Raw genomic sequence first — 23,297 nt, forward strand, 5'->3', positions numbered from 1 at the left:
GGTACGCAAAGCGCGCTTTTGCGGGCTAAGGATTGCTGTAATGATTTTGAAGTAAGTGATTTTTGGATAAACGAATCTGTGCTAGTCGCGATTTTAAATTTAAACTGGCTATCGCGTCGCATGCTTTTCATTCGTGCGATTTTGCTTCCACATAGCTTTTAAGCGCGCGCTCGGCTAAATTTCGTGCGTTTTAAATTTAAAAATTGGACTTGGTGCGCTTAGCCCTTTCAAAACAGATCCTACGGTACATTTAGCATGGTTTCAAGCTCTTAAATTTGACGAACCATTTTGTTGCCGTTAAAAGTTACGCTAGTAAGCTGCCTTGCCGCCTGTAAAATTTTATCTAACGCCGTTTACCTACTAAAACCTTATCGGCGCCGTTTCATTTCCCTCTAAAATATTTGCCTAAAATAAAATTCTGCCCCGCCGCGTAGCGAAATTTTACCTGCGCCAACTTTGAAATTTTACTTTCAGCTGTTATTAAATCTCTTTCGCACCGATAAGATTTAGCTCGCGTTACTTTAAATTTTTGCTCCATTCCTAGGCTACAGTTTTTACTCACGCTTGTTTTTTAATCCCGCCCATATTTGCACCTAAAATAAGAGTTGTGTTACTTTATGAAATTAAATTTTTAACTTAACATTATTTTAAGCTCAATAAAAGAGAAAATTTGAAAGAATTTCGTTTGAAATTTCGCCTTGAGGGGTCTGCTATGAGCTGCGCTTTAAAAGAGCTGGACGTCTTGCTAGTCGAGGATGATACTAAATTACTAGCCTCGCTACATAAGGCGTTTGAGGGTATTTTTAACAACGTTTACAATGCCCAAAACGGGCTTGAAGGTGTGAAAAAATTCAAAAAATTTAGCCCTAATCTCGTCATTACCGACATTCTAATGCCGATTGAAGATGGGCTAGCGATGATACGTCAGATCAAGCAGATCTTTCCGCATGCCCCTATCGTGGTGCTTAGTGGCTTCAGTAGGGAGGAGCAGTTAAAAGGCGTTATGGAGATTGGCGTCGAGCGGTATTACTTTAAGCCGGTAGATATCGCCGCATTTGCGCTAGAGATAAGTGCACTGATGAAGTCTAAGCTGGACTCTGTGCGAGTCGTAAATATGGGCGCAGGCTACGTATTTGACGGGCTTCGCCGTATTTTGTTGAAGGATGGCGAGCAGATCGTGCTTACTAAAAAGGAGCTTTCTTTTGTCTCGCTGCTAGCCAGTCGCGTGGGCGAGCTGGTGCTTTACGAGGAGATCAAGCGTTACGTCTGGACTGAAGGAGCCGTGAGTGATACGGCGCTTCGCACCTTCGTCAAGCGTATCCGCGATAAAGTGGGAGACGAAATCATAAAAAATGTCCCAAGCCTGGGATACAAGATCGAGCTTGAGCCTGCTTAAATTCCGTCGCTTTTTTGCCGCTTTGTAATTTACGGAATTGCACTCGTAAAATTTTGCGTCGAAATATGCCGCGATTAATGCGGAGCGAGACAGAATTCCGCGCTCAAAGCGCAACAGATTAAAATTTTACGCTCATCCAAAATTTGCTAAATTTGACTTGATAAAATTTAGCCTCTCAAGCTTTTCAAAAACTTCTTTGCTTAAAAGCCCAAACTAAAAATTTCTTGCTAAAATATCGCAAAATTCCGCGTTCTGCAGATCGCTCTAAAGGATTTGTTTTGAAAAATTTGCCCTCTAAAAATCTCTTTGTCTACACCAGCTCGCGTGCGCTACGCGCGGCGCTGCAAAACGAGAGCGGCGGCGTGCTGGCGCCTAGGATTACTTTGGCGGAATTCTACGAAAAGGCGCTTTTTGTACCGGATCTTGTCGCTTGCGGCGAGATAGACCGCGCGCTTTTTATGAAGCAGGCGGTGAGCGAGAGCAAGCGCGCAGGCGAGAGGCTTAAATTTCCTAGCGAGCTTTACGAGTTTATGCGTAACCGTGAGTATCTTTTCGGCTTTTTCAAGGAGCTTGCGACGGAGCGTGTGAGTATCGATGCGCTCGATCTTAGTGACACTTACACGTGGTATGTCGAGCATTTTGAAATTCTGCGAGAGCTAGCGGGGGCGTATGCAAGGATTCTGCGCGAGCATGGATTTTACGACGAGATCACGCTGCCCGCGCTTTATGAGATAAATAAGTCCTACTTGCGCGGCTTTGAGCGCATAGAAATCAAAATCGACGGCAATCCTAGCGCATTTGAGTTCGAGATTTTTAAGCGCGCTGCGGAGCTTAGCGAGGTTGTGTTGAGCTTTAGAGCCACGACTTTAAATTCTAAGCCCGTGCGCGCGGTGGAGGAGCTTTGCGGCATAAGTTTAGAGTTAGGTTTTGCATACTGCGTAAATCTTGGTACGGGTGAAATTTTAAGCCGCGAGCCGCTAAGCGTGGGCGGAGCGGTCGTGTGTAGAGGCTTTGAGCTGCGAAGCTTGCAGGCTAGCTACGTTTTTGAAAAAATTTCATCTTTCGTGCGCGCGGGCATTGCGCCGGAGCGCATCGCGGTGATTTTGCCCGACGAGAGCTTTGCCGGCACACTGCGGCTTTACGACGAGCGCATCGCAAGGGCTCGTGGCTCGCACCGCATGTTAAATTTTGCGATGGGAGAGAAGCTTAAAGATAGCCTATTTTACGTAACGCTAGAGAAAATTTCGCAGTGCTTAAAAGAAGCGCGCATGCCGAAATTTGGCGTAGATTACCGCACATTAAAAAGCCCGGACGGAGAATTTTTGGATACGGGGGATTCCGCGATACAGCAAAATTTAGCGCTTGGGAATTTCGCTTTGGAGAATTCTATTTCACAAAATTTTGCACAGCAAAATTCCGCGTTTGATTTCGAAATTTTTTCAAATTCTAAAGCGGATTTAAATTTTATGTCTGCGGGGGCGTTTGAAAATACGGAAAATTTTGAAATTCTGCGCGAAATTTCGGCAGAACGCATGCATAGTGCGGAGGAGCAAAGCTTTTCGGTAGAGTTTGCAGAGTTGCAAGAGCCCTTAGAGTGTTCGCAGCAGCGCGATTATTCGGTTAGCGCAAAACAGCAAGAGCTTTTAAAGCAGCAAGAGAGCCTACGACACTCTATGCAACTTGAGCATATAAAGCTTGAGGAAGAAGACGGGCATTCAAAAAGTCCTAAACAGCGCGATCGCTTTAGGCGCTCTAAAATACGCGAGGGCGCAGATGAGTATCCGCAGCGCCCAAACCCACAGGAGCTTGATCTGTTTTTTGCAAGTGTGGGCGTGGATGAAGCGCTTTTTGGCGAGTTCGCGCGCGATTTTGCAAAGCAAGTAAGCTTCGAGCATTTTGAAGCGCTAATTACCAAGCTCGCCTGTTTACCTAAAATTAGCGACGCGCTGCTACAAGAAAAGCTAAAAGAGCCGCTATATCTAATTAAAATTTTACTTCGAAAATTTAAGGACGAAAACCTAAGCTTAGGCAATCTGATCGATCTTTTTTTATTAGAAATTTCGCGCATCAAGCTCGATGATGTTCGTGGTGGAAAGGTCACGGTAATGGGGCTTTTAGAGAGCCGCGGGCTGCAATTTGACGGCGTGATAATCCCTGATTTTAACGATGATCTGGTGCCTAAGCGCAGTAGCGGAGAGATGTTTTTAAACTCCGCTTTGCGCGCTAGAGCAGGGCTCATCAGCCACGCAGACCGCGAAAATTTACAAAGATTTTACTACGACGGCTTGCTAAGAGGCGCTAAAAAAAGCGCGATTTGCTATCTGCAAAGCGTCGAGAAATTGCCTTCGCGGTTTTTGAGAAGCTTTGAAGTGCAACAAGACGCGGAATTTTCGCAGGAGGATTATTTGCGGCTTTTTGGGAGAGAGGAATTTAAGCCCGCCTTATGCGGACAAGAAGATCCCGTGGCTCGCCATGATTTTTTTGCCGAGGAGCTGTCGTTTTCGCGGCTGGATACGTTTTTGGAATGCAAGAGGAAGTATTATTACCGCTACGTTTTCGGGCTGAGGGAGGGGCTAAAATTTGGCGAGGACAATGCGCTTTTAGGCAAAATTTTGCATACGAGTTTTCAGCGTTTATATGAGCGAGCGGGGATAAAATTTAGCATGGAAAAATTCCGCTCTATTTATTCGCAGCTTGCGCGAGAAGCGGGCATCGCGCGCTTTGATGCGGAGCTTGAGCTAAAATCGGTAGAAAAGCTAGCTAGGCTTTTGGAAGGGCATGAGCAAATTTGGAGCTTTAGCGGTAGTGAAGTATCGCTAAAAGGCGAGCTTGACGGGGTGCGACTGAGCGGGCGGATCGACCGCATCGACGAAGACAAGACAGGGCGGAAGTTCATCATCGATTACAAACGTGGTTCAGCTAAAAAGCATATGGAAAAATTTCAGCTTACATTTTATCGTGCGCTTTTAGCCCAGGAGTGCGAATGCGCCTATCTATCGCTAAAAGACTGTGCGTTTGCGGCTCCTGGCGATAAAACGCCTAGCTTAGAAAATCTGCGCGAGACGTTAAGCTCTATCGGCAAGGAATTTGCAAGCGAGGTCGCTTTTACGCGCACGGAAGCGGTGCAAAGCTGCGAATACTGCGATTATAAAATCATTTGCAAGGGGCAGATTGATGGCAAAATTTGAAAATTATCTGGCGCTTGAAGCGAGCGCAGGCAGCGGCAAGACCTTCAATCTCGCGGTCAGGTTCATCGAGCTGGTGCTAAAAGGCGAGCCGATCAATGAAATTTTAGCGCTTACCTTTACTAAAAAAGCGGCTGCTGAGATGAAAACGCGTATCGTGGAGAAATTTCAAAATTTGCTGCTTTTGCAGGATGGCTCGCTAAAGCCTAGCGCCGAGCTGGAGCAAATTTGTGCTGATTTGGGGCTAAGCGTGGATGAGGTTATGGCGGCTCAAGAGCGGCTGAGCCCAAAATATTTAAGCGAAAGCTTAAATATTTTTACCTTTGATGCGTTTTTTGCAAAAGCTCTGCGCTCTTTTGCGCTAAACAGCGGCATTGACCCAAGCTTTGAAAACGATGAAGGGATTTTGGGTGTGCAGCAGGCGGCGTTTTTAGGCGCGATTTGTAAAAACGAAGCGCTACTAAGAGAGGTCGTGGACTACGTAAGCGACTCAGGAATGACAAAGGGCGAGTTTTTAAATAGCTTACAAAGCATTTGGAGAGGCGATATAAGCATAAATCCGCCCACACTTCCCGCAAGCTCCGCGCTAGCAGAGATAAATGAAATTTTATCCCACTTGCAAAAAGCGGCGAGAGATGCGGGCGTAAGCGCTGGAGCCGTAAATGGGCTAAGCCCTGTTAGCGATCTTTCAAAATTATCCTCTGGTTTCATTCTTTCGGCTCTTGCTAACGGCAGTTTCGATTATCCGCGCTCGCAGCTTAAAAAAATTTCGCATTTTGACGGCAAGTTAGCAAGGCTAAAAGACGCCATAGCTCGCGAAATAGCGTGGATGGATGCGACATATGCGGCTAAGCTGGCAGGACTAATTAAAATTTATGCCGAAGCACTTAAATCGGTGCAGCGCAAAAGCGGCAAGCTCACGTTCGGCGATATCACCGCAGCCGTGCACTCGCTGCTAAATCCGAGTGCAGAGGCGTCGCGGGGCAACCGCGAGCTTTTGTATTTCAGGCTCGATTCTAAAATCACGCATATTTTAATAGACGAATTCCAAGATACCGACATTTGCCAGTATGAAATCATGCTGCCGCTAATCTCCGAGGCGCTTGCCGGCAAAGGGGCGGAAGAGCGCTGCGGTAGCTTTTTTTACGTAGGCGATAAAAAACAGAGCATCTATAAATTTCGCGGCGCAGAGAGAAAAATTTTTGATATTTTGCGCGAGCAGTTTAGTCAAATCAAAACGCAGAGCCTGCCACGCAATTATCGCAGCTTAAAACTTATCGTAAAATTTGTAAATGAGATCTTGCGCGATCAATTCGCAGCTTATGAAGATCAAATCGCAGCAAATAAGCTAGATAGCGATCTGCCCGCTTCGGTGCTGCAAAAAATCAAGGATTATCCTCTTTCTCATCCACAAATGCCACTATTTGAGGCGCAAAGCGACGATTACGGCTATGTAGCAGCGTTTTCATACGACGACGTGCTAAAGGGGGCTGTGGAGCAAGCGCGCAGACTTGTTGAGGAGTGCGGCGTAAGAGCTGATGATATAGCGATTTTATGTTGGAAAAACGAGCATGTAAGCGCGCTAAAAGAGATGCTATCGGAATTTTGCGAGGTGTGTAGCGGCTCAAATAAGGCCCTGCGTTGCAGCGAGCAGGTAAATGCCGTAATTCAGTACGCGAAATTTTGCGTAGGTGGCGATGAAATTTATCTGCGAAATGCCGAAGTGATTTTGGGTAGGCGGCTTAAAAAAATAGCGGTTGATCTGCATAAAAACGCGCAAAAAACGGCGGAATTTATCGCTAGTGCGTTGAAATTAAATTTCGTCGATCCGGATCTGCTGCTATTTTTCGAGACGCTGGCAAAATTTAATAGTTTTAGCGAGTATCTGTTTGCAAACGACGAAACGGAGGTATTTGTCAAGGAACAAAGCGGCATTAAAATTATGACCGTGCATAAGTCCAAGGGGCTTCAGTTCCCACACGTAATCGTTTGCGACCGCATCGGGGGAAAAGATCGGGGCGAGAGCTCAAAGCTCGCGACGGACTATGATTTCGCCACGCATAAGTGGAGGATTTTTTATAAATTTGCGAGCAGAAAGAGCCTGGATACGGAATTTGCAGCATTAATGGATGAAAACGATCGCTCTGCGCATGAAGAGGATATAAATAAGCTCTATGTGGCATTTACCCGCGCCGAACGCTCGCTCGTAATCGTAAAACGCTCCGAGGCAAAAATAGATCAATACAATTATAGCTTTTTTTCGCCTTACGCCAAAAAGACCAAAGGCGCGGGCGTCGTGGAGTGGCTGGATATCCCGGATTTTCAATACGGCTACGTAATCCCAAGCTCCGTAAAATCAGAAGAGCAGCCACCGCGTAAAAAGATCGCGCTCGTAGCGGGCGAGCTTCAAGGCGCGCAAGAAAAAGCAGGCGGCGGCGAAACGGAGGCGCTAAGCGCGATATATTTCGGCGAGGCGCTGCACTATGCTCTGGAGATGAGCGAAAGCTTTACGGCAGATGAAATTTTGCGAGGAGTGAGTCTTGCAAGAGGTCGCTACGCCAAATTTTTAAATGATGCGGATTTTGAAAATATCGCGACGCGGGCGCTAGGATTAAGCAAAAACGAGGAATTTTTAGCTCTGATAAGAGGCGCTCAAGCTTATAAAGAGATGCCGATCAAAAGCGCGGAGGGTGATCTTTTGCGCGTGGATTTGGCGTGCTTTGGGCAGGATGAAATTTTGCTTTTTGATTACAAAAGCTCCGAAAAATACCTCGCGCAAAACAAAGCTCAAGTGGCGCGGTATAAAAGCGTGATCCGCGAGTTTTATCCGCATGCGCGAGTGCGCGCCTTTGTGCTGGCTCTCGAAGCTGCGGGCGCTAAGCTGATCGAAGTAAATGAAGAGGGATAAAATTTTAAAGCTTAGATGGAATTTGAGTGCAGACAGATTAAAAATAGCTTAAATTAAGCTATACGTAAGGATATTTCTATATAATCACAGCTCAAATTTTAATAAGGCGGAAACCATGACAGAAATTACAAAGCCTAGCGAAGTTAAGCGCGACTGGGTCGTTATCGACGCGACCGACAAAAGATTCGGTAGGATGCTTACCGAAGTTGCGGTATTGCTACGCGGCAAACACAAACCAAGCTACACTCCAAACGTGGATTGCGGAGACTACGTCGTTATCATCAACGCTTCAAAAGCCGTATTTACCGGCAATAACAAAGGCGACGATAAACTTTATCACAGCTACTCGGGCTATTTCGGAAGCGTAAAGAGCGTGAAATTTCAAGACCTGCTTAAAAACAATCCTGCAAAGCTCTACAGACTTGCGGTTCGCGGCATGCTTCCTAAGACGAAGCTCGGCAAGGCGATGATCAAAAAGCTATTCGTATATGAAGGCGGCGAGCACCCTCATACTGCGCAAACAACTAAAAAAGGAAAATAATCATGGCGACAATTTATGCAACCGGAAAGAGAAAAACTGCCGTAGCTAAGGTTTGGGTAAAACCTGGAAGCGGCAAGATCGTAGTAAACGGTATGGATCTAAATACCTGGCTAGGCGGTCACGAAGCGATCAAACTAAGGGTCGTTCAGCCGCTTTTGGCGACTAAACAAGAAACCTCGATGGATATTACCGCGCAGACTTTGGGCGGCGGATATTCGGCCCAGGCGGATGCGCTAAAGCACGGAATTTCAAAAGCGCTTGCCGCAATGGATAAGGATTTTAGAGCGGCTCTTAAGCCAAAAGGTCTGCTAACTCGCGATAGCCGTGTGGTCGAGCGAAAGAAATTCGGTCGCCGCAAAGCGCGTAGAAGTCCGCAGTTCTCTAAGAGATAATGTTTTTTACAAATTTGTGGCGAAATTGTCGCAAATTTGTAAATTCTTTAAAAATTTTATGGTAATATCGAATTACAACTTTATTTGAAAGGATGTTTAATGAAGAAAGTTCTACTTGCATTAAGCTTGTGTGCATCCGGCGCATTGTTTGCTAGCGATGCTGATTATCACTGGGAGATTACCCCTACTGTTGGCGGAATGACTCATGAGGGAAATATGGATTTAGATTCGAATTTTATGTTCGGTCTACGCCTTGCTAAAAACCTACAGAATTCATTCATTGATCAATTAGAGGCAGGTTTCGATTACTCTCGTCATATCGGGGTAGAGGATCTAGCTTACAGAGCCGGCAATGCTAAGCCTAGCGCTAGATACTACCACATCAATGCTGTAAAAGACTTGGTAAATTTCACCGATAATTTCAAATTATACGGCTTGCTAGGTCTTGGATATATGGATTACACTAAAGACGTTTACAACGATGGCGACCAAGATAGCGGCTTCGGTCAATACGGCTTGGGTCTAAAATACTATATCACCGACAACTTCGCTACAAAGCTTGAAGCACGCGATGCTATCAGATTTGACGACGGCAACCACGTATTGTTCTATACTCTAGGCTTTGCGGTTGATTTTGGCAAGAGATATGCTGACGCAGCTCCAGCTGCCGCTCCGGCTCCTACAGGCTGCAAAGACGCAGATAACGACGGCGTATGCGATAATGTCGATAGATGCCCAGGCACGCCTGCCGGCGTAGTTGTTGATGAATACGGCTGCGAGAAGGTTATTAGATTAAATTTGGGCGTAAATTTCGCTACAGATAGCTCAAAAATTTCCCCTGAGTTTATGAACCAGATCAAAAACGTAAGCGACGTGCTAGTGGCTCACCCTGATTACAAAGTAATTCTAGAGGGTCACACCGATAGCACCGGTTCGAATGCATATAATCAAAAGCTTTCCGAGCGCAGAGCTGCTGCTGTTGGAGGTGCGCTTAAGAGCTTCGGCGTAGATGCCAGCAGAATCACCACTGTAGGATACGGCGAGACTAAGCCTATCGCTACAAACGCTACTAAAGCAGGCCGCGCTCAAAATAGACGCGTTGATGCTAAATTTAGAAAATAATCTTTTCTAGATCCACATAAGCGGAGCTTCGGCTCCGCTTTTTTTATATCCAAATTAAATTTTAAAATGCCAAAATTCCAAATTACACTGCTTTTCGATCTGGACGGCACGCTCATAGACTCCACGCCCGCGATACTGGACGGCTTTCACTACGCGTTTGCGCATTTGGGCGCCGCAGAGCCTAGCGACGAAGCGATCAAAAGGCTTATCGGCCATCCGTTAGAGGTAATGTTTGAGCGTCTAGGTGTGACGCGCGATGTGCAGAATTTCGTGCTCGCTTATAAGCAACGATACGCGCAGATATTTTTGGATCAGACCGTTCTGTTAAGCGGTGCGTTCGAGGCGGTTCGTGCGGCGAGCGAGTTTGCAAATTTAGGCGTCGTAACCACTAAAACGTCGAAATTTTCTAAAATTTTATTGCAGCATCTGGGTATCGCGGAATTTTTCGGCACCATCGTCGGACGAGAGGATGTGAAAAAACCCAAACCAAGCGCCGAACCGATCTTAAAGGCGCTCGAAAATTTAGGAATTTGCGGCGCGACCGCTAGCAAAAGCCCGCATGCGGCTCGCGGTAAAACTCACGACGCGACTGCCGATGAAAATACAAGCGCTACTAACAGGAGTACGATTTTGAGCGAAATTCCGCCATCCAATCTACCGAGTATTCTTGCGCTTGATCCTGATTCTAGCAAAGTTTTCGAGCAAAATTTAAGCAGTATTGCGAGTAAAAATTCCGATACAATTTCGCTTAAAAATTTAAGCGAAGTAAAGAGCGATAGATATGAGGCTGGCAATAAGAGCCAAAAGAGCGGTGTCAGCATCGAGGGCGAGAGCGATAAAGGCGGAGCGCGCGGCGGTAAAATTTATGATGCACATGAGCTAAATTCCACTCCTTGTTATGACAAAATTTGCAGTGACGAAATCCTGCCTTCTGTTGGCCAAAATATCTTTATGATCGGTGATACGTCGCTTGACGCCATCTCGGCAAAGTCGGCAGCGGTGCGAAGCATCGGCGTGAGCTGCGGCTACGGCAGCGCCTCGGAGCTACGGGCGCACTTCGAGTTCGTATGCGCGGACGCAAAAGAGGCGGTTGAGTTGATACGCGAAATTTCGTAGAAATTTTAAAGCGCGACGGAGCGAAATTTTACCTAGTTTTGATGCGCTATTTTTACAAATATTTAAGCGAATTCGCGCTCGAGATTTAAAATTCCAATTAATTCGCTTTTTAAACAGCACGCGATATAAATGTCCGCGCTATTTAGCTGGAGAGCAAGACGCTTTCTAAGTGTTCAAACGATAGGCGGAGTTAAATTTCGCATATTTCTACTCTGGTCTAGCAATAGCCTGTGCTGAACTAACAATGTACGGGAATATTTCACTTTGTCCATAGTACTTGATCTGATTCGTCAATGTTCGGTATTAACGACGTATGGGAAAATTTTGCTACCTCGAGTAATTGTGTTCTATTCACTTTCGGTTTGTATTAACACAATGTATGAGAAAATTTCACCGCAGTCAAATTTTATGTAATTTCGCAATATCTTTTGAGCTTGTGAACGGCTTTTGCAAGAAATTTAATGCAAGCTTCGCACTCAAATTTTGGCTTTGATTCTAGTTAAACCCAACTTAATCGCGATAAATTCTATGTTACGCTTGAGGCAAGTATTTGGTAAGACTTTTTTTGTGCGATCTTGTCGCAAGCATATTTGACGCTTATTTAGGCGCCGTATTCGGGTTTTTCACAATTATGCTCGCTGCGAATTTTCGGTGAGATTTATAGTATTTACGGCTGTGCTCACCAGGCGAGCATTAAATGGTATATGTTTTTAAAGTAGGTTTATATGCTAAAATTTCATCCTGCGACAAATAGCTCGCAAAGGCGCAAATATAGGATAAACTAGCCAAATTTTAAAATTTAGCTCCTCGGCGAGCAGTCATATTCTTTTATCGAAGCCTATGAAAGCAGCGTTAGCTTTTGCGTTTGAATTTTATCGTTTCGGCGCAGCAGGGCTTTAAATTTGATCTAAAATTTTACGAAATTTTAAAATTCCGCCCGCTCTTATGCTTTTTTAAAGCAAAATGCTATAAAATACCGCTTCCGCAATGGGCTATCGTCTAATGGCAGGACAACAAACTCTGGATTTGTGAATATAGGTTCGACCCCTATTAGCCCATCCACTTAAATTTTGAATCCCCTTTATCATAGTTAGTGTTTGAAATTAATTTGCGCGTTATTTTTGCAGATCGTGACAGCATTCGCCGGCTAAAGCAAATTGCGTCGAGCCATAAAATAGGCAAAATTTTAGCGAGCTAATAAGTAAGTTTGCCGCTTTGAAGCGGCGGATTATTTGATTTTTTCTTTGCCTTTGTAAGTGGCAATGCTTTGATATGAGCCGTCTTTTTTAAACGCTACCACGTCATAGACCTCGGGCTGAGAGCCTTGCTCCATACCTGGCGCTTCTAGTGGCATGCCAGGTACTGCTATGCCGATGACGTCTTTAGGCTTATTTTTTAGTAACGTGCGGATCTCACTTGCTGGCATATGCCCTTCGACTACATATCCGTCTATGATCGCGGTGTGGCAGCTAGTGAGTTCCAGCGGAAGCCCAAGCTCATTCTTCTTCTGGATAAGCGGCTCGTCAGCCAGCGAAATCATCTCGACTTCAAAGCCATTTTGCTCCATATATTTTGCCCAGTTGTGACAACAGCCGCAGCTCTCGCCGTGATAGACCTTGATGTGTTCGCCCGCCGCCGCATAGCTACCTAATGCCGCTAAAAGCGCACCTGCAAATAAAATTTTCTTCATATTTTGCTCCAGTGATTAAAGGTCCTCGATTATACAATACGAATAGTAAATTTTTAAGAGTGAACCGTAGAATGTTAAGATTAGATTTGGCGAAGCATACCCGCTCGTAAGCCGAAATTTTAAGAAATTTCAAAATTTCGGCGTCGCGGATAAAGCGGATAAATTGGTTATAGGCACTGAGACAGTGCTGATTTGATAGCGGATTTTGATACGTAGCCTTCCGAGTCGCTGGTAAGTGATACGTCGCAGCCCGGCTTATAGTTTTTCCAGGTGTAGATATTACCATTGTCTTCGGTTGTTTTGATGGAGTCTGGCTGTTTATTCCACGCAGAAATTACTTGATTGATGTGAAATGCATCGCTGCGATCTTTCGGCGCATTAGTCATACCTGTGCTATCGGGTAAGGTCGTTTCGACCATATCAGTGGTGCCTGCGGTGGAGACCTCTTGGACTTTATCATTTACGCCGCCGATATTTGTTTTGCTGCTTTGGGATTTTGTTTGATTGCGTACTCCGCTTGGTTCGTTGGATATATTCCAGTTGGAACAACCGATAAAAAATACCGCTGCTATGAGCGCAGCTATTAAATTTCTCATAAAATTCTCCTTCAAAAATTTCGTTGCGATAGTAGCACATTTATCTTTAGTTTAAAATAAATCCGAGCCCTTGAAATTTGAAATTTCGTAGGAATTTTGCGAGGCGTTTCAGTAGGAATTTATAAAATTTCGGATAATATTCAAAGTTTCATACCAAACGGGCTTTTAAATTTTGCACGGCAAATGCCTTTTTGGCTACCAAATTTTAAAGGATTTTTGATGTATGCTATCATCAAACACGGCGGCAAGCAGTATAAGGTCGAAGAGGGTAACTACCTAAATTTAGACCATTTTAATGCTGAGCCGAAAGCAAAGCTCGAGCTTAGCGAAGTTTTAGCGCTAAACGACGGCGAGTTAAAGGTAGGAGCACCGTTCGTAAAGGGTGCCAAGGTGGTTTTGGAGGTCGTTTGCGAAGGCAAGGATAAAAAAGTCGTTATCTTCAAAAAACGCAGACGTAAAGATTCAAAAGTAAAACGCGGCTTCAGACGTCAATACACCCGCGTCAAAGTTGTTTCGATTAACGCATAAAGGATAGGAAATGGCACACAAAAAAGGTCAGGGCTCAACCCAAAATAATAGAGATAGTATCGGGCGTCGCTTGGGCGTCAAAAAATTCGGCGGCGAGTTCGTTCGCGCGGGCAACATCATCATCCGCCAGCGCGGCACTGCGACGCACCCGGGCTGCAACGTAGGCATGGGTAGCGATCACACGATTTTCGCGCTGATCGACGGCGTCGTAAAATTTGAGCGAAAAGATAAAAACCGCAAAAAAGTATCGGTTTATCCAGCCGCGTAATTACCGCTAAAATCTTCGGGGGCGCAAGCCCCTCTTTTAAAATTTCATCCGTTTAAAAATTATCTTCAACTCATTTGGCTATAATTGCCGTTTTAAATTTAAGGATAGTTATGTTCATAGACAGCGTAAAATTTAGCGTCAAATCAGGGGACGGCGGCGCGGGCTGCGTCAGCTTCCGCCGCGAAAAATTCGTCATCTTAGGCGGTCCCGACGGCGGCGACGGCGGCGACGGCGGCGACGTGTATTTTAGGGTTGATAAAAATTCCCACACCCTCTCATCCTACAAGGGCAAGCGGGAGTTTAAAGCGCAAAACGGCGCGCCCGGCGAGGGTCGCAAAAAGACCGGCAAAAGCGGCGAGGATCTCTATCTCATCGTCCCTCCCGGCACCAGCATTTACGACGAGGATAGCGGCGAGCTGGTGCTTGATATGCTAAATGATGGCGAGACGAGGCTTTTTTTGCAAGGTGGCAAAGGCGGGCTTGGCAACGTGCACTTTAAAAGCTCGATCAACCAAGCCCCCGAATACGCGCAAAAAGGCCTAGAGGGGCAGACGCGCGAGGTGCGCTTGGAGCTAAAGCTCATCGCAGACGTTGGGCTCGTGGGCTTTCCAAACGTCGGCAAAAGCACGCTCATATCCACCGTCTCAAACGCCAAACCTCAGATTGCTAACTACGAGTTTACCACGCTCACGCCAAAGCTCGGCCTCGTCGAGGTGGACGAATACAGCGGCTTTGTTATGGCCGATATCCCGGGCATCATCGAGGGCGCAAGCGAAGGGCGTGGGCTTGGCGTGCAGTTTTTAAAACACGTCGAGCGCACTAAAATTTTGCTTTTTATGCTCGATCTTGCGAACTACCGCAGCCTTGAGGAGCAGTTTGACGCGCTGAGGGCCGAGACGGCGAAATTTTCCGGAGAGCTTGTAAAAAAAGATTACGCGATCGCTCTAACTCGCGCGGACGCGGCCGAAAATTTGCAGGAAAAATTTGACGCGTTTTTGTCGCATTTGGGGCTTGTAGTCACGGCGGGCGAGATGAAATTTAAACAAGATATTTATGAATTTGACGCCGCTAAGCCGTTTTTCGTGATGCCGATATCTTCGGCTACGGGACAAAATATAAACGAGCTAAAATTTAACCTGCTTGAGCTACTTAAAAAGGAGCTGTAGGTTGCGCTAAAGCCGCGCCGCATAGGGCTTTTGCGAACGCGGGCCTTAAGCGCGCCCGAATATGTGGGTAAATTTTATGTTTATCGCTCGCAAACGTCGCAAAAAGATAAAATTTAAGAAGGCGAAATGAATAAAATTTTTATCCTAGTATTTTTATGCTTCGGCGCATACGGTTGCGATCCCGCCGATCCGGTGTCGAATTTTATGGACTTTAACGACAAGGATCGCGACGGCGCGCTGAGCTTGCAAGAGTGGATGGCGAGCGAGGTGCCGTCTGGGCTGAGAGTAGAGCTAAATCTGCGCTCAGGCTCGGAATTTAAGAGCTTAGACGCTAATCGCGACGGCAAGATTAGCCTAGATGAGCTGGGAGCGAAACCGTCTGCAAAGATTTATTGGTCCGAAGATCCGTGTGCTTTTTGGCCTTGGTCGGACGGATCCGAGGATAAAAATCAATCCGCCGTCAAATAAACGCGAAAAACGGCAATAATGCGGCCTTTTGCACGGGGTTTGGTTTGTGCGACGCGTATAAATTTTACTTCGTGCGAGCAGATGCGGACCGGGTTTGCTTCGCGATCTGCGTAAAATTTGCTTCGCTTGTGCGGTCGGCGCCCGCATTATTGCTCGCGTCGTGATTTGGCTAAATTTAAAGGAAAAGAATGAATATAGTTTTTATGGGAACGCCCGAGTATGCGGCTAAAATTTTACGCGCGCTTGCGGAGGCGAAATTTGAGATCGCGGCCGTCTTTACGCAGCCTGATAAGCCCGTCGGCAGGAAGCAAATTTTAACTCCGAGCGAGGTTAAAGTTTACGCGCAGCAGTATCTGCCTGCCGTGCCGATCTTTCAGCCCGCGACACTCAAAGACGAGGCGGTCGCAGCGCAGATAAAAGAGCTAAAGCCTGATTTTATCGTGGTTGCCGCATACGGTAAAATTTTGCCGCAAAGCGTGCTTGATATCGCACCTTGCATAAATCTGCACGCTTCGATCCTGCCTAAATACCGCGGCGCAAGCCCGATCCAAAGCGCGATCTTGGCGGGCGAAAAGCAGACGGGTGTGACGGCGATGTTGATGGATGCGGGGCTTGACACGGGCGATATGCTTGATTTTGCTTACACACCTTGCGAGGATAAAATGGCGGCGCAGCTGTTTAGTGAACTGGGCGATCTAGCGGGCGAGCTGATCGTGCGAGTGTTGCGAAATTTTTCGAATTTAACGCCGCTTAAGCAAGAGGGCGCGCAGGCTACGCACTGCAAAAAAATAAGCAAATCAGACGGGCTTTTTAGCTTTGAGGAAAGCGCACGCCAAATTTATAACAAATTTCGTGCGCTAACGCCCTGGCCGGGGATTTATCTAGCTAGCGGGTTAAAAATTTTAGAACTAGAGCTTTTGCGCGAATCTCGCGGGCGTAAATTTGAACGCGCGAGCGAAATTCTGTGCGTTGATAAGCTCGGCTTTTGCGTTTCTTGCGGCGAGGGCGCGGTTAAGATCATAAAGGTGCAAGAGCCAGGCAAAAAGCCCGTGGACGCTAGCGCGTATCTAAACGGCAAGCGGCTAAAGATCGGTGATCTGCTATGCTAAGCGGGATTTTAAATTCTCGCGTTTTGTGCCGCGCTTATGATGCTACGCGGAAATTTTATTTGCGCCGCACTTTTGGGATCGCGGCGAAATTCTGCCTTGGGTATCGCCGCAATCGTGAAGTAAAATTTTACTGTGCGGAATTTCGAAGCGAAGCTCCAAAATCAAGGCTTTATAAAATTTTAAAACCTCGCTTCTATGCTCTAAAATTTTACGCTCACAGGAGCTTGAAATTTCGCCGCCGCAGTTGCGGACTTTACAGCGCTATACCGAACACGCACAGTTTAAAATTCTATGATCGTGCCGCAGAATTTTTGCGAGACAGGGCTTTAAAATTTTATCGAAATGCCGCTGGGAAAATCCGCGTTACCGAAAAATTTAGCAAGAGCGTAAAATTTCATCGCACAAAATTTCACTATGTCGTAAAATTTAATCATGCTAAATTTTATCTTGTCGCAAAATTCTATCGCTACGCGGAATTTAAACGCTTGCAATATTTCAAGGCGAGCCCTTCGTCTTACGCAAGGAGCGGGTTTTGCAAGTAGAATTTGTAGAGCAAATACCCTCCACGCAGGAGTTTTTGGTGGGCGCCGTGCGCGAAGGCAGGATAACGCCGCCCTTTGCGATCGCCGCAAATCGCCAAAGCGCCGGTATCGGCTCGCGCGGCAATGATTGGGAGGGCGCGAGCGGCAACCTCGCATTTTCGTTCTGTGTCGCGCAGAGCGATCTGCCTGCAGATGTGCCGCCTCAGTCGGCGAGCATATATTTTGCGATGATTATGCAGGAGCTTCTCGCATCGCTCGGTTCGCGGCTTTGGCTGAAATGGCCCAACGATTTTTATGTAGATGGGCGCAAAATCGGCGGAGCGATGACGAATAAGATCAAAAATACCCTCGTCTGCGGCATCGGCATGAACCTACTCGGTGCGCCCGAATATGCGGGAATTTTAGATATAAAAATCAGCGCAAAAGACGCTATAGAGGGCTTTTTTGCGCTATATGAAAATAAAATCTCGTGGAAGCAAATTTTTAGAAATTTTTCGTTACAATTCCAAAAATCGCAAAAATTTAGCGTTCATCTAGGCGGTGAAAAAATTTCGCTTGCGCAGGCTAAACTTTGCGAAGACGGATCGATCATAATAAACGAAGAAAGGGTTTATGCTTTAAGATGAGTGAAGTAATTACGATTGCCAATCAAAAAGGCGGCGTCGGAAAGACGACCACGGCGGTCAATCTCGCTGCGTCGCTAGCGATAAAGAAAAAGCGGGTTCTACTGATTGACGTAGACCCTCAGGCGAACGCTACAACCGGGCTTGGCTTTAACCGCAGCGACTTTGAATTTAACATTTATCACGTCCTAACAGGGCGTAAGAGCATGTCCGAAGTGATCCAAAAGACCGAACTTGAGTTTATGGATTTAGTGCCGTCAAACATCGGACTTGTAGGTATCGAGCGCGAAGTAAGCGAAGAGAAAGACTTCAAACTAATGCTAAAAAATAAAATTTCCGAGGTTAAGGACAGATACGATTTCATCATCATCGATTCGCCGCCGACGCTGGGTAGCATTACTGTAAATGCCTTAGTCGCAAGCGATAGCGTCATCATCCCGATTCAGTGTGAATTCTACGCGCTTGAAGGCGTCGCGTTGATCCTAAATACCGTAAAAGTCGTTAAGCAAACGCTCAATAAAAATTTAAAAATTCGTGGATTTTTGCCTACGATGTATAGTTTGCAAAACAATCTCGCCAAAGAAACGGTCGCGAATTTACGCGAGTATTTCGATGATAAGCTCTTTCGTATCGGCAAGAGTGATGATCTAGTCATCATTCCGCGCAATATTAAGCTAGCCGAAAGCCCAAGCTTTGGCAAGCCGGTGGTTTTATACGATATAAAATCTGCTGGCTCCATCGCTTATCAAGACCTCGCTAAATCCATAATGGAGCAAAAATGGGCAAGGTAAAAAGAGCGCTCGGGCGTGGGCTCGGTGCGATTTTAGACGACGTAGAAAGCTCCTATAACAGAGAGCTAGAAAGCGGAAATGCCGATAGTTTAGTTATCGAAATCGATGTCGATAAAATCGAGCCAAATCCATATCAACCGCGGCAGAGCTTCGATGAGGAGGCACTTAGGCAGCTGAGCGAAAGCATCGCCCGCCACGGGCTTATTCAGCCTATCATTGTTATTCAAAAAGATGATTCTTATGTCCTTATCGCCGGCGAGCGACGTCTAAGAGCGACGAAGCTTTTGGGCGAGAGTAAAATCAAAGCCGTAGTCGCGGACATAAAATCTCAAAATTTAAGAGAGCTTGCCCTTATCGAAAATATCCAGCGTGAGGATCTAAATCCTATTGAGCTTGCTAAGTCCTATAAGGAGCTTATCGGTGAATATAGGATCACGCAAGAGGAGTTAGCCGACATCATCAAAAAGTCCCGCACGCAGATTACCAATACGCTAAGGCTTTTAAATTTATGCTCCGAAGTGCAAGACGCCATAAGCGCAGATAAAATTTCGCAAGGGCACGCCAAGATAATGGTTGGACTCGAAAAAGAGGATCAAATTTTAGCACTAAACACCATTTTAGGACAGCGTCTAAGCGTAAGAGATACCGAAACTTTAGTAAAAAAGCTCAAAGATAAAACCGTTCCGAAAGAGAAAAAGCCTGGCGCGGAATTTCAAAGCTTCAAGCCCGAGCTTTTAAAGCTAAAGGCCAAGCTTGATCAATTTGGTAAAATAAGTATCAAAGAGCGTAAAATTTCGATCGAATTTAGCGAAATTTTACAAATTTCCGAGTTTTTAAAGAAAATCGGATGATTTTTTATAGTGTATTTTAATTTTTCATATTGTAAAATACGCATTTTGTTTAAAACTAACCTGGAGGAGGTGCGATGCTAGACGTAAGTTTAACCGCCATGATAACGACCATCGTCGTATTTTTAGCTTTGATTTACTTCTTAAATATCAAGCTTTATAGACCGCTACTTTTGCATATGGAAAAGCGAGAGGCTATTATTAGAGAAGATGAGGCAAATGCGATGAAAAATGCACAGGATGCAGATGCCGATAAAGCAGAGATCGTAAGAATCATGGATGCTGCGAAGTTGCAAGCTGTTAAAATAAAGCAAGAGGCGATGGATAGCGCAAAGCAGGCTGCCGCCAGAGAAATAGCCGAGAAAAAAGCCGCGATGGAGGAGGATTTTGATCAATTTTTAGGCGGTTTGGATGAGCAAAAACGTGGCCTAAAAAATGATTTGCAAGCCAAAATTCCGGAATTTAAAAATGCTCTAAGTACTGCCGTGGCTAAAGTATGAGGATTTCAGTATGAAAAAATATCTATTTTTATTTATAATTCCGGCGTTTGTTTTAGCAAGCGGTGGGCACGATGGAGTCAAAGACTACGACGTGCTGTGGCGAAGCATAAATTTCATTTTGTTTTTCGGAATTTTGTTTTATCTTTTAAAAGGTCCCGCAAAAGCAGCATATCAAGGTAGAATCGACGGCATCGCATCTAGGCTTGAAGCTAATCAAAAAATTTTAAAAGAGTCTGCAGCTCGCAAGGAACAAGCTAAAAAAGATCTGCAAGATGCCAAGGTTCAAGGCGCAGCTTTAATCGAAACCGCTAAAAAAGAGATCGTGTTCGCTGCCGAAAAGATAAAAAATGCAACCGAGCAGGAGATTGCGAATTTGCAAAAATCTTTCGACGAACAGAAAAGCTTTGAGGCGCGCAAGATCAAAAAAGAGGTCGTAAGCGAGATAATGGATGACGTTTTTACATCGGATGACATTAAATTCGGTCAAGATAAGCTGGTTAAAATCGTAGATAAAAAGGTCGGATGATGATAAATAACACCTCAAAAAGATATGTAAACGCCCTTATACTGAGCTATAAAAAAGATGAACTAGGCTCTGTTTTGCAGACGCTCGAGAGCGTCGCGAGCGCATTTAGAATTCCAAAATTCCAAGATATTGTAAAATCTCCGACGCTAAAAGAGGAATCCAAAGTGGAACTTATTGCGTCGTTTATAAAAAATCCAAGCGAAAAAATCGTAAATTTTATTAAACTCCTAGCCAAAAATAGGCGTATTGCGCTAATCCCGCAGATAGTTGAGGAACTGCGCAAGAATATTGCGGCGCTGGATAATAAATACTTAGGTAAAATTTATTCCGCTACCGAAATAGACGTCGCGAAAATAAAAGAGCTAGAGGCTAAAATTTCAAAGAAATTTAATGCAGATATTACCCTACAACCCGTTAAAAGTGAGCTTGAGGGCATTAAGATCGAAGTAGAGGATCTTGGATTTGAGATTAGTTTTTCAGTTGATAGATTGAAACAAAAAATGAGCGAATATATTTTAAAAGCAATTTAAAGGAGTAAAGCGTGGGTGCGAAAATTAAGGCAGACGAAATCAGCAGCATAATCAAAGAGCGAATCGAAAATTTCGATCTTAGCGTTGATATCGAAGAAACCGGTAAGGTCGTTTCGGTCGCAGATGGCGTTGCTAATGTTTACGGCTTAAAAAACGTAATGGCTAACGAGATGGTCGAATTCGAAAACGGAGCTCGTGGTATCGCGTTAAATTTAGAGGAGAGCAGTGTCGGCATCGTTATTTTAGGCGATACTAGCGGTATTAACGAAGGTGGTAGCGTTAAAAGATTGGGTAAGCTTTTGCGCGTTCCGGTAGGTGATGCCCTAATAGGTCGCGTGGTAAACGCTCTAGGCGAGCCGATCGACGGCAAAGGCGCGATAGAGACCAGCGATACTAGATTTGTCGAAGAAAAGGCCAAAGGCATCATGGCTCGTAAATCCGTCCACGAACCGCTTCAAACCGGTCTTAAAGCGATAGACGCGCTAGTGCCGATCGGTCGCGGACAGCGCGAGCTCATCATCGGCGACCGCCAAACAGGAAAAACCACCGTTGCTGTTGATACTATCATCAATCAAAAGGGCCAAGATGTCATCTGCATATACGTAGCAATCGGCCAGAAGCAATCTACCGTCGCGCAAGTCGTTAAAAAGCTTGAAGAATACGGTGCGATGGATTATACAATCGTAGTTGCAGCCGGTGCTAGCGAGGCGGCCGCGCTTCAGTATTTGGCTCCGTATTCAGGCTGCACCATGGGAGAGTATTTCAGAGATAACTCCCGCCACGCGCTTATCATCTACGATGATCTTAGCAAACACGCGGTCGCATATCGAGAGATGTCACTTATTTTGCGTCGCCCGCCGGGACGCGAGGCGTATCCTGGCGACGTATTTTATCTACATTCCCGTTTGCTTGAGCGCGCTAGCAAACTAAGCGATGCACTCGGTGCAGGTAGCCTAACGGCGCTTCCTATCATCGAGACGCAGGCAGGCGACGTTTCGGCGTATATCCCTACAAACGTCATCTCTATCACCGACGGTCAAATTTTCCTAGAATCTGGTCTATTTAACTCTGGAATTCGTCCTGCGATCAACGTGGGTCTATCCGTTAGCCGCGTCGGTGGTTCCGCGCAGATTAAAGCGATCAAAAAGGTCTCGGGAACCTTGCGCCTAGATCTCGCTCAATACCGTGAGCTTCAGGCGTTTGCGCAGTTTGCGAGCGATTTGGACGAGAGCAGCCGTAAGCAGCTGGATCGCGGACAAAGAATGGTCGAAATTTTAAAGCAACCTCCTTATTCGCCGCTTCCGGTCGAAAATCAAGTGGTCATCATCTTTGCGGGAAGCCGCGGATTTTTGGACGATGTGCCTACGAGCTCTATTGGCAAATTTGAAGCTGAGCTATATCCATATATCGAGGCGAAATATCCTGATATTTTTGAAGAGATTAGAAGTAAAAAGACCATCGAGAAAGATTTGGAAGAAAATTTAATCAAGGCTCTAAATGACTTTAAAGCGACCTTTGCCGCTTAAAAGGGCTAAATTATGGCAAATTTAAAAGATATAAAGCTACAGATCAAAAGCGTCAGAAATACGGAGAAGACTACCAAAGCTATGAAGCTGGTCTCCAACGTTAAGCTTAAAAACACAAAAGAAGCGGCGATGCGCTCGCGAGCTTATGCGGTGAAGATTAACGAGGTCTTGGGTGAAATTTCTGCGCGCGTTAAAAATTACGTAGGCAACAATTCGGGCAACGACGAAAAACTTAGAATTTTTGATACCACTCGAGAGGTAAAGGTGGTTGATCTGCTGTTTATTACCGCAGATAAAGGGCTTTGCGGCGGTTTTAATATCAACACCATCAAAAAGATCAAAGCTTTGATCGAGGAGCTTAAAGCGAAAAAGATCAAGGTTCGCCTTCGCGCCGTCGGCAAAAAGGGGATAGAGTATTTTGATTTTCAAGGCATTGAGCTTTTGGAGCGATATATCGGCGTGAGCTCATCTCCATCGTCCGAGAAAGCTAACGAGATCGTCCAAGCCGCAGTTAAGGATTTTAACGAAGGTAAAACTGACGAAGTCATACTTATCCACAACGGCTATTTGAATATGATTACCCAAGAGATGCGGGTAAATACGTTGGTGCCAATCGGTGAGCCTGCGATTAGCGAGGATGCTTTAAAAACATCTACATTGGAAGTAGAAGTTGAAAGCCCTGAGGATGAAGAAACATTGATGTTAAATTTAATCCAGAGCTATCTTAGCTACAGCATGTATTACGCGCTTATTGACTCTTTGGCAGCGGAGCATTGCTCGAGAATGAACGCTATGGAGAATGCGACAAATAACGCCAAAGAACGCGTATCGCAGTTAAATTTAGCATACAACAAAGCCAGACAAGGCTCTATCACGACTGAGCTTATCGAGATCATAAGCGGCGTCGAATCAATGAAATGAAAGGA

The 23,297-nt window shown here is 45.5% G+C and carries 23 protein-coding genes and 1 tRNA gene; 21 read left to right on the forward strand and 3 right to left on the reverse strand.

The genetic code is table 11. The features are described from left to right. Positions 1-712 precede the first annotated feature (712 nt). The 8 genes from Q0274_RS08085 (at position 713) to Q0274_RS08120 (ending at position 11,722) form a co-directional block, all read left to right on the forward strand. The gene (locus tag Q0274_RS08085; protein WP_298028820.1) at positions 713-1,396 is read left to right on the forward strand and encodes a response regulator transcription factor; all 684 of its coding nucleotides are present in this window, start codon (positions 713-715) and stop codon (positions 1,394-1,396) included. A 278-nt stretch (positions 1,397-1,674) separates the two neighbouring features. Continuing rightward, the gene (locus Q0274_RS08090; protein ID WP_298028823.1) at positions 1,675-4,584 is read left to right on the forward strand and encodes a PD-(D/E)XK nuclease family protein; all 2,910 of its coding nucleotides are present in this window, start codon (positions 1,675-1,677) and stop codon (positions 4,582-4,584) included. Continuing rightward, positions 4,571-7,489 (forward strand): RecB-like helicase, encoded by a 2,919-nt coding sequence (locus Q0274_RS08095; RefSeq protein WP_298028826.1) that lies wholly within the window; start codon positions 4,571-4,573, stop codon positions 7,487-7,489. Before Q0274_RS08090 ends, Q0274_RS08095 begins: the two co-directional genes overlap by 14 nt. Before the next feature lie 115 nt (positions 7,490-7,604). Further along, positions 7,605-8,030, forward strand: a complete 426-nt coding sequence (rplM, locus tag Q0274_RS08100; RefSeq protein WP_005869672.1) for a 50S ribosomal protein L13 — start codon at positions 7,605-7,607, stop codon at positions 8,028-8,030. 2 nt (positions 8,031-8,032) lie between these two features. Next, positions 8,033-8,422 carry a 30S ribosomal protein S9 gene (gene rpsI, locus Q0274_RS08105; RefSeq protein ID WP_005869670.1) on the forward strand — a complete coding sequence of 130 codons (390 nt, stop codon included), beginning with the start codon at positions 8,033-8,035 and terminating at the stop codon, positions 8,420-8,422. 99 nt (positions 8,423-8,521) lie between these two features. Beyond that, complete coding sequence (locus Q0274_RS08110) at positions 8,522-9,544, forward strand: OmpA family protein (RefSeq protein ID WP_005869668.1); 1,023 nt, start codon at positions 8,522-8,524, stop codon at positions 9,542-9,544. Positions 9,545-9,610: 66 nt separating this feature from the next. Beyond that, positions 9,611-10,660 carry an HAD family hydrolase gene (locus Q0274_RS08115; protein ID WP_298028830.1) on the forward strand — a complete coding sequence of 350 codons (1,050 nt, stop codon included), beginning with the start codon at positions 9,611-9,613 and terminating at the stop codon, positions 10,658-10,660. 988 nt (positions 10,661-11,648) lie between these two features. Next, positions 11,649-11,722, forward strand: a tRNA-Gln gene (locus Q0274_RS08120). Positions 11,723-11,888: 166 nt separating this feature from the next. On the opposite strand, the gene Q0274_RS08125 is transcribed toward Q0274_RS08120, so the two are convergent. Both Q0274_RS08125 and Q0274_RS08130 read right to left on the reverse strand, forming a co-directional pair. Beyond that, positions 11,889-12,350, reverse strand: coding sequence for a DUF411 domain-containing protein (locus Q0274_RS08125; protein WP_298028832.1), 462 nt, complete (start codon positions 12,348-12,350; stop codon positions 11,889-11,891). A gap of 167 nt (positions 12,351-12,517) precedes the next feature. Continuing rightward, positions 12,518-12,946 carry a hypothetical protein gene (locus tag Q0274_RS08130; RefSeq protein WP_295151029.1) on the reverse strand — a complete coding sequence of 143 codons (429 nt, stop codon included), beginning with the start codon at positions 12,944-12,946 and terminating at the stop codon, positions 12,518-12,520. Positions 12,947-13,165: 219 nt separating this feature from the next. Here Q0274_RS08130 and rplU point away from each other — a divergent pair, with 219 nt between their 5' ends. The 5 genes from rplU to fmt all read left to right on the forward strand — a co-directional run bounded on the left by rplU (position 13,166) and on the right by fmt (position 16,485). Next, positions 13,166-13,474, forward strand: coding sequence for a 50S ribosomal protein L21 (gene rplU, locus Q0274_RS08135; RefSeq protein ID WP_040303368.1), 309 nt, complete (start codon positions 13,166-13,168; stop codon positions 13,472-13,474). A gap of 10 nt (positions 13,475-13,484) precedes the next feature. Further along, positions 13,485-13,742: a 50S ribosomal protein L27 gene (gene rpmA, locus Q0274_RS08140; protein ID WP_291938329.1), complete on the forward strand. Its 258-nt coding sequence runs from the start codon at positions 13,485-13,487 to the stop codon at positions 13,740-13,742. A 110-nt stretch (positions 13,743-13,852) separates the two neighbouring features. Further along, positions 13,853-14,908, forward strand: coding sequence for a GTPase ObgE (obgE, locus tag Q0274_RS08145; protein ID WP_298028834.1), 1,056 nt, complete (start codon positions 13,853-13,855; stop codon positions 14,906-14,908). A gap of 126 nt (positions 14,909-15,034) precedes the next feature. After that, positions 15,035-15,376 (forward strand): hypothetical protein, encoded by a 342-nt coding sequence (locus Q0274_RS08150; protein WP_298028836.1) that lies wholly within the window; start codon positions 15,035-15,037, stop codon positions 15,374-15,376. Positions 15,377-15,564: 188 nt separating this feature from the next. Next, a complete protein-coding gene (fmt, locus tag Q0274_RS08155) occupies positions 15,565-16,485 on the forward strand; it encodes a methionyl-tRNA formyltransferase (protein ID WP_298028838.1) in 921 nt (306 codons plus the stop codon). 326 nt (positions 16,486-16,811) lie between these two features. Here fmt and Q0274_RS08160 read toward each other — a convergent pair whose 3' ends face one another. Beyond that, positions 16,812-16,976, reverse strand: a complete 165-nt coding sequence (locus Q0274_RS08160) for a hypothetical protein (protein ID WP_298028840.1) — start codon at positions 16,974-16,976, stop codon at positions 16,812-16,814. Between the two features lie 41 nt (positions 16,977-17,017). On the opposite strand from Q0274_RS08160, the gene Q0274_RS08165 reads away from it, so the two are divergent. The 8 genes from Q0274_RS08165 to atpG all read left to right on the forward strand — a co-directional run bounded on the left by Q0274_RS08165 (position 17,018) and on the right by atpG (position 23,292). After that, entirely contained in the window at positions 17,018-17,653 is a 636-nt protein-coding gene (locus Q0274_RS08165) for a biotin--[acetyl-CoA-carboxylase] ligase (RefSeq protein ID WP_298028842.1), read from the forward strand. Further along, positions 17,650-18,441 (forward strand): ParA family protein, encoded by a 792-nt coding sequence (locus Q0274_RS08170; protein ID WP_177389424.1) that lies wholly within the window; start codon positions 17,650-17,652, stop codon positions 18,439-18,441. Before Q0274_RS08165 ends, Q0274_RS08170 begins: the two co-directional genes overlap by 4 nt. Continuing rightward, complete coding sequence (locus Q0274_RS08175) at positions 18,429-19,292, forward strand: ParB/RepB/Spo0J family partition protein (RefSeq protein WP_297989228.1); 864 nt, start codon at positions 18,429-18,431, stop codon at positions 19,290-19,292. Before Q0274_RS08170 ends, Q0274_RS08175 begins: the two co-directional genes overlap by 13 nt. Positions 19,293-19,366: 74 nt before the next feature. Further along, complete coding sequence (locus Q0274_RS08180; protein ID WP_298028845.1) at positions 19,367-19,789, forward strand: F0F1 ATP synthase subunit B'; 423 nt, start codon at positions 19,367-19,369, stop codon at positions 19,787-19,789. 10 nt (positions 19,790-19,799) lie between these two features. Continuing rightward, complete coding sequence (locus Q0274_RS08185) at positions 19,800-20,315, forward strand: F0F1 ATP synthase subunit B (RefSeq protein ID WP_298028847.1); 516 nt, start codon at positions 19,800-19,802, stop codon at positions 20,313-20,315. Next, positions 20,315-20,845, forward strand: a complete 531-nt coding sequence (locus Q0274_RS08190; protein ID WP_297950556.1) for a F0F1 ATP synthase subunit delta — start codon at positions 20,315-20,317, stop codon at positions 20,843-20,845. Before Q0274_RS08185 ends, Q0274_RS08190 begins: the two co-directional genes overlap by 1 nt. A gap of 11 nt (positions 20,846-20,856) precedes the next feature. Next, positions 20,857-22,371 carry a F0F1 ATP synthase subunit alpha gene (gene atpA / locus Q0274_RS08195; RefSeq protein ID WP_298028849.1) on the forward strand — a complete coding sequence of 505 codons (1,515 nt, stop codon included), beginning with the start codon at positions 20,857-20,859 and terminating at the stop codon, positions 22,369-22,371. 12 nt (positions 22,372-22,383) lie between these two features. Further along, complete coding sequence (gene atpG / locus Q0274_RS08200) at positions 22,384-23,292, forward strand: ATP synthase F1 subunit gamma (protein ID WP_005869637.1); 909 nt, start codon at positions 22,384-22,386, stop codon at positions 23,290-23,292. Positions 23,293-23,297 lie beyond the last annotated feature (5 nt).

Origin of the sequence: uncultured Campylobacter sp. (assembly GCF_937973075.1) — a bacterium.
GTDB lineage: Bacteria > Campylobacterota > Campylobacteria > Campylobacterales > Campylobacteraceae > Campylobacter_B.

Coding starts and splice junctions, on each gene's coding strand:
- Q0274_RS08130 (WP_295151029.1), bottom strand. CDS start 12,946: ATGAGAAATTTAATAGCTGCGCTCATAGCAGCGGTATTTTTTATCGGT.
- rplU (WP_040303368.1), top strand. CDS start 13,166: ATGTATGCTATCATCAAACACGGCGGCAAGCAGTATAAGGTCGAAGAG.
- Q0274_RS08180 (WP_298028845.1), top strand. CDS start 19,367: ATGCTAGACGTAAGTTTAACCGCCATGATAACGACCATCGTCGTATTT.
- rplM (WP_005869672.1), top strand. CDS start 7,605: ATGACAGAAATTACAAAGCCTAGCGAAGTTAAGCGCGACTGGGTCGTT.
- fmt (WP_298028838.1), top strand. CDS start 15,565: ATGAATATAGTTTTTATGGGAACGCCCGAGTATGCGGCTAAAATTTTA.
- Q0274_RS08095 (WP_298028826.1), top strand. CDS start 4,571: ATGGCAAAATTTGAAAATTATCTGGCGCTTGAAGCGAGCGCAGGCAGC.
- obgE (WP_298028834.1), top strand. CDS start 13,853: ATGTTCATAGACAGCGTAAAATTTAGCGTCAAATCAGGGGACGGCGGC.
- Q0274_RS08150 (WP_298028836.1), top strand. CDS start 15,035: ATGAATAAAATTTTTATCCTAGTATTTTTATGCTTCGGCGCATACGGT.
- Q0274_RS08115 (WP_298028830.1), top strand. CDS start 9,611: ATGCCAAAATTCCAAATTACACTGCTTTTCGATCTGGACGGCACGCTC.
- rpsI (WP_005869670.1), top strand. CDS start 8,033: ATGGCGACAATTTATGCAACCGGAAAGAGAAAAACTGCCGTAGCTAAG.
- Q0274_RS08085 (WP_298028820.1), top strand. CDS start 713: ATGAGCTGCGCTTTAAAAGAGCTGGACGTCTTGCTAGTCGAGGATGAT.
- Q0274_RS08170 (WP_177389424.1), top strand. CDS start 17,650: ATGAGTGAAGTAATTACGATTGCCAATCAAAAAGGCGGCGTCGGAAAG.
- Q0274_RS08185 (WP_298028847.1), top strand. CDS start 19,800: ATGAAAAAATATCTATTTTTATTTATAATTCCGGCGTTTGTTTTAGCA.
- Q0274_RS08110 (WP_005869668.1), top strand. CDS start 8,522: ATGAAGAAAGTTCTACTTGCATTAAGCTTGTGTGCATCCGGCGCATTG.
- atpG (WP_005869637.1), top strand. CDS start 22,384: ATGGCAAATTTAAAAGATATAAAGCTACAGATCAAAAGCGTCAGAAAT.
- Q0274_RS08125 (WP_298028832.1), bottom strand. CDS start 12,350: ATGAAGAAAATTTTATTTGCAGGTGCGCTTTTAGCGGCATTAGGTAGC.
- rpmA (WP_291938329.1), top strand. CDS start 13,485: ATGGCACACAAAAAAGGTCAGGGCTCAACCCAAAATAATAGAGATAGT.
- Q0274_RS08175 (WP_297989228.1), top strand. CDS start 18,429: ATGGGCAAGGTAAAAAGAGCGCTCGGGCGTGGGCTCGGTGCGATTTTA.
- Q0274_RS08190 (WP_297950556.1), top strand. CDS start 20,315: ATGATAAATAACACCTCAAAAAGATATGTAAACGCCCTTATACTGAGC.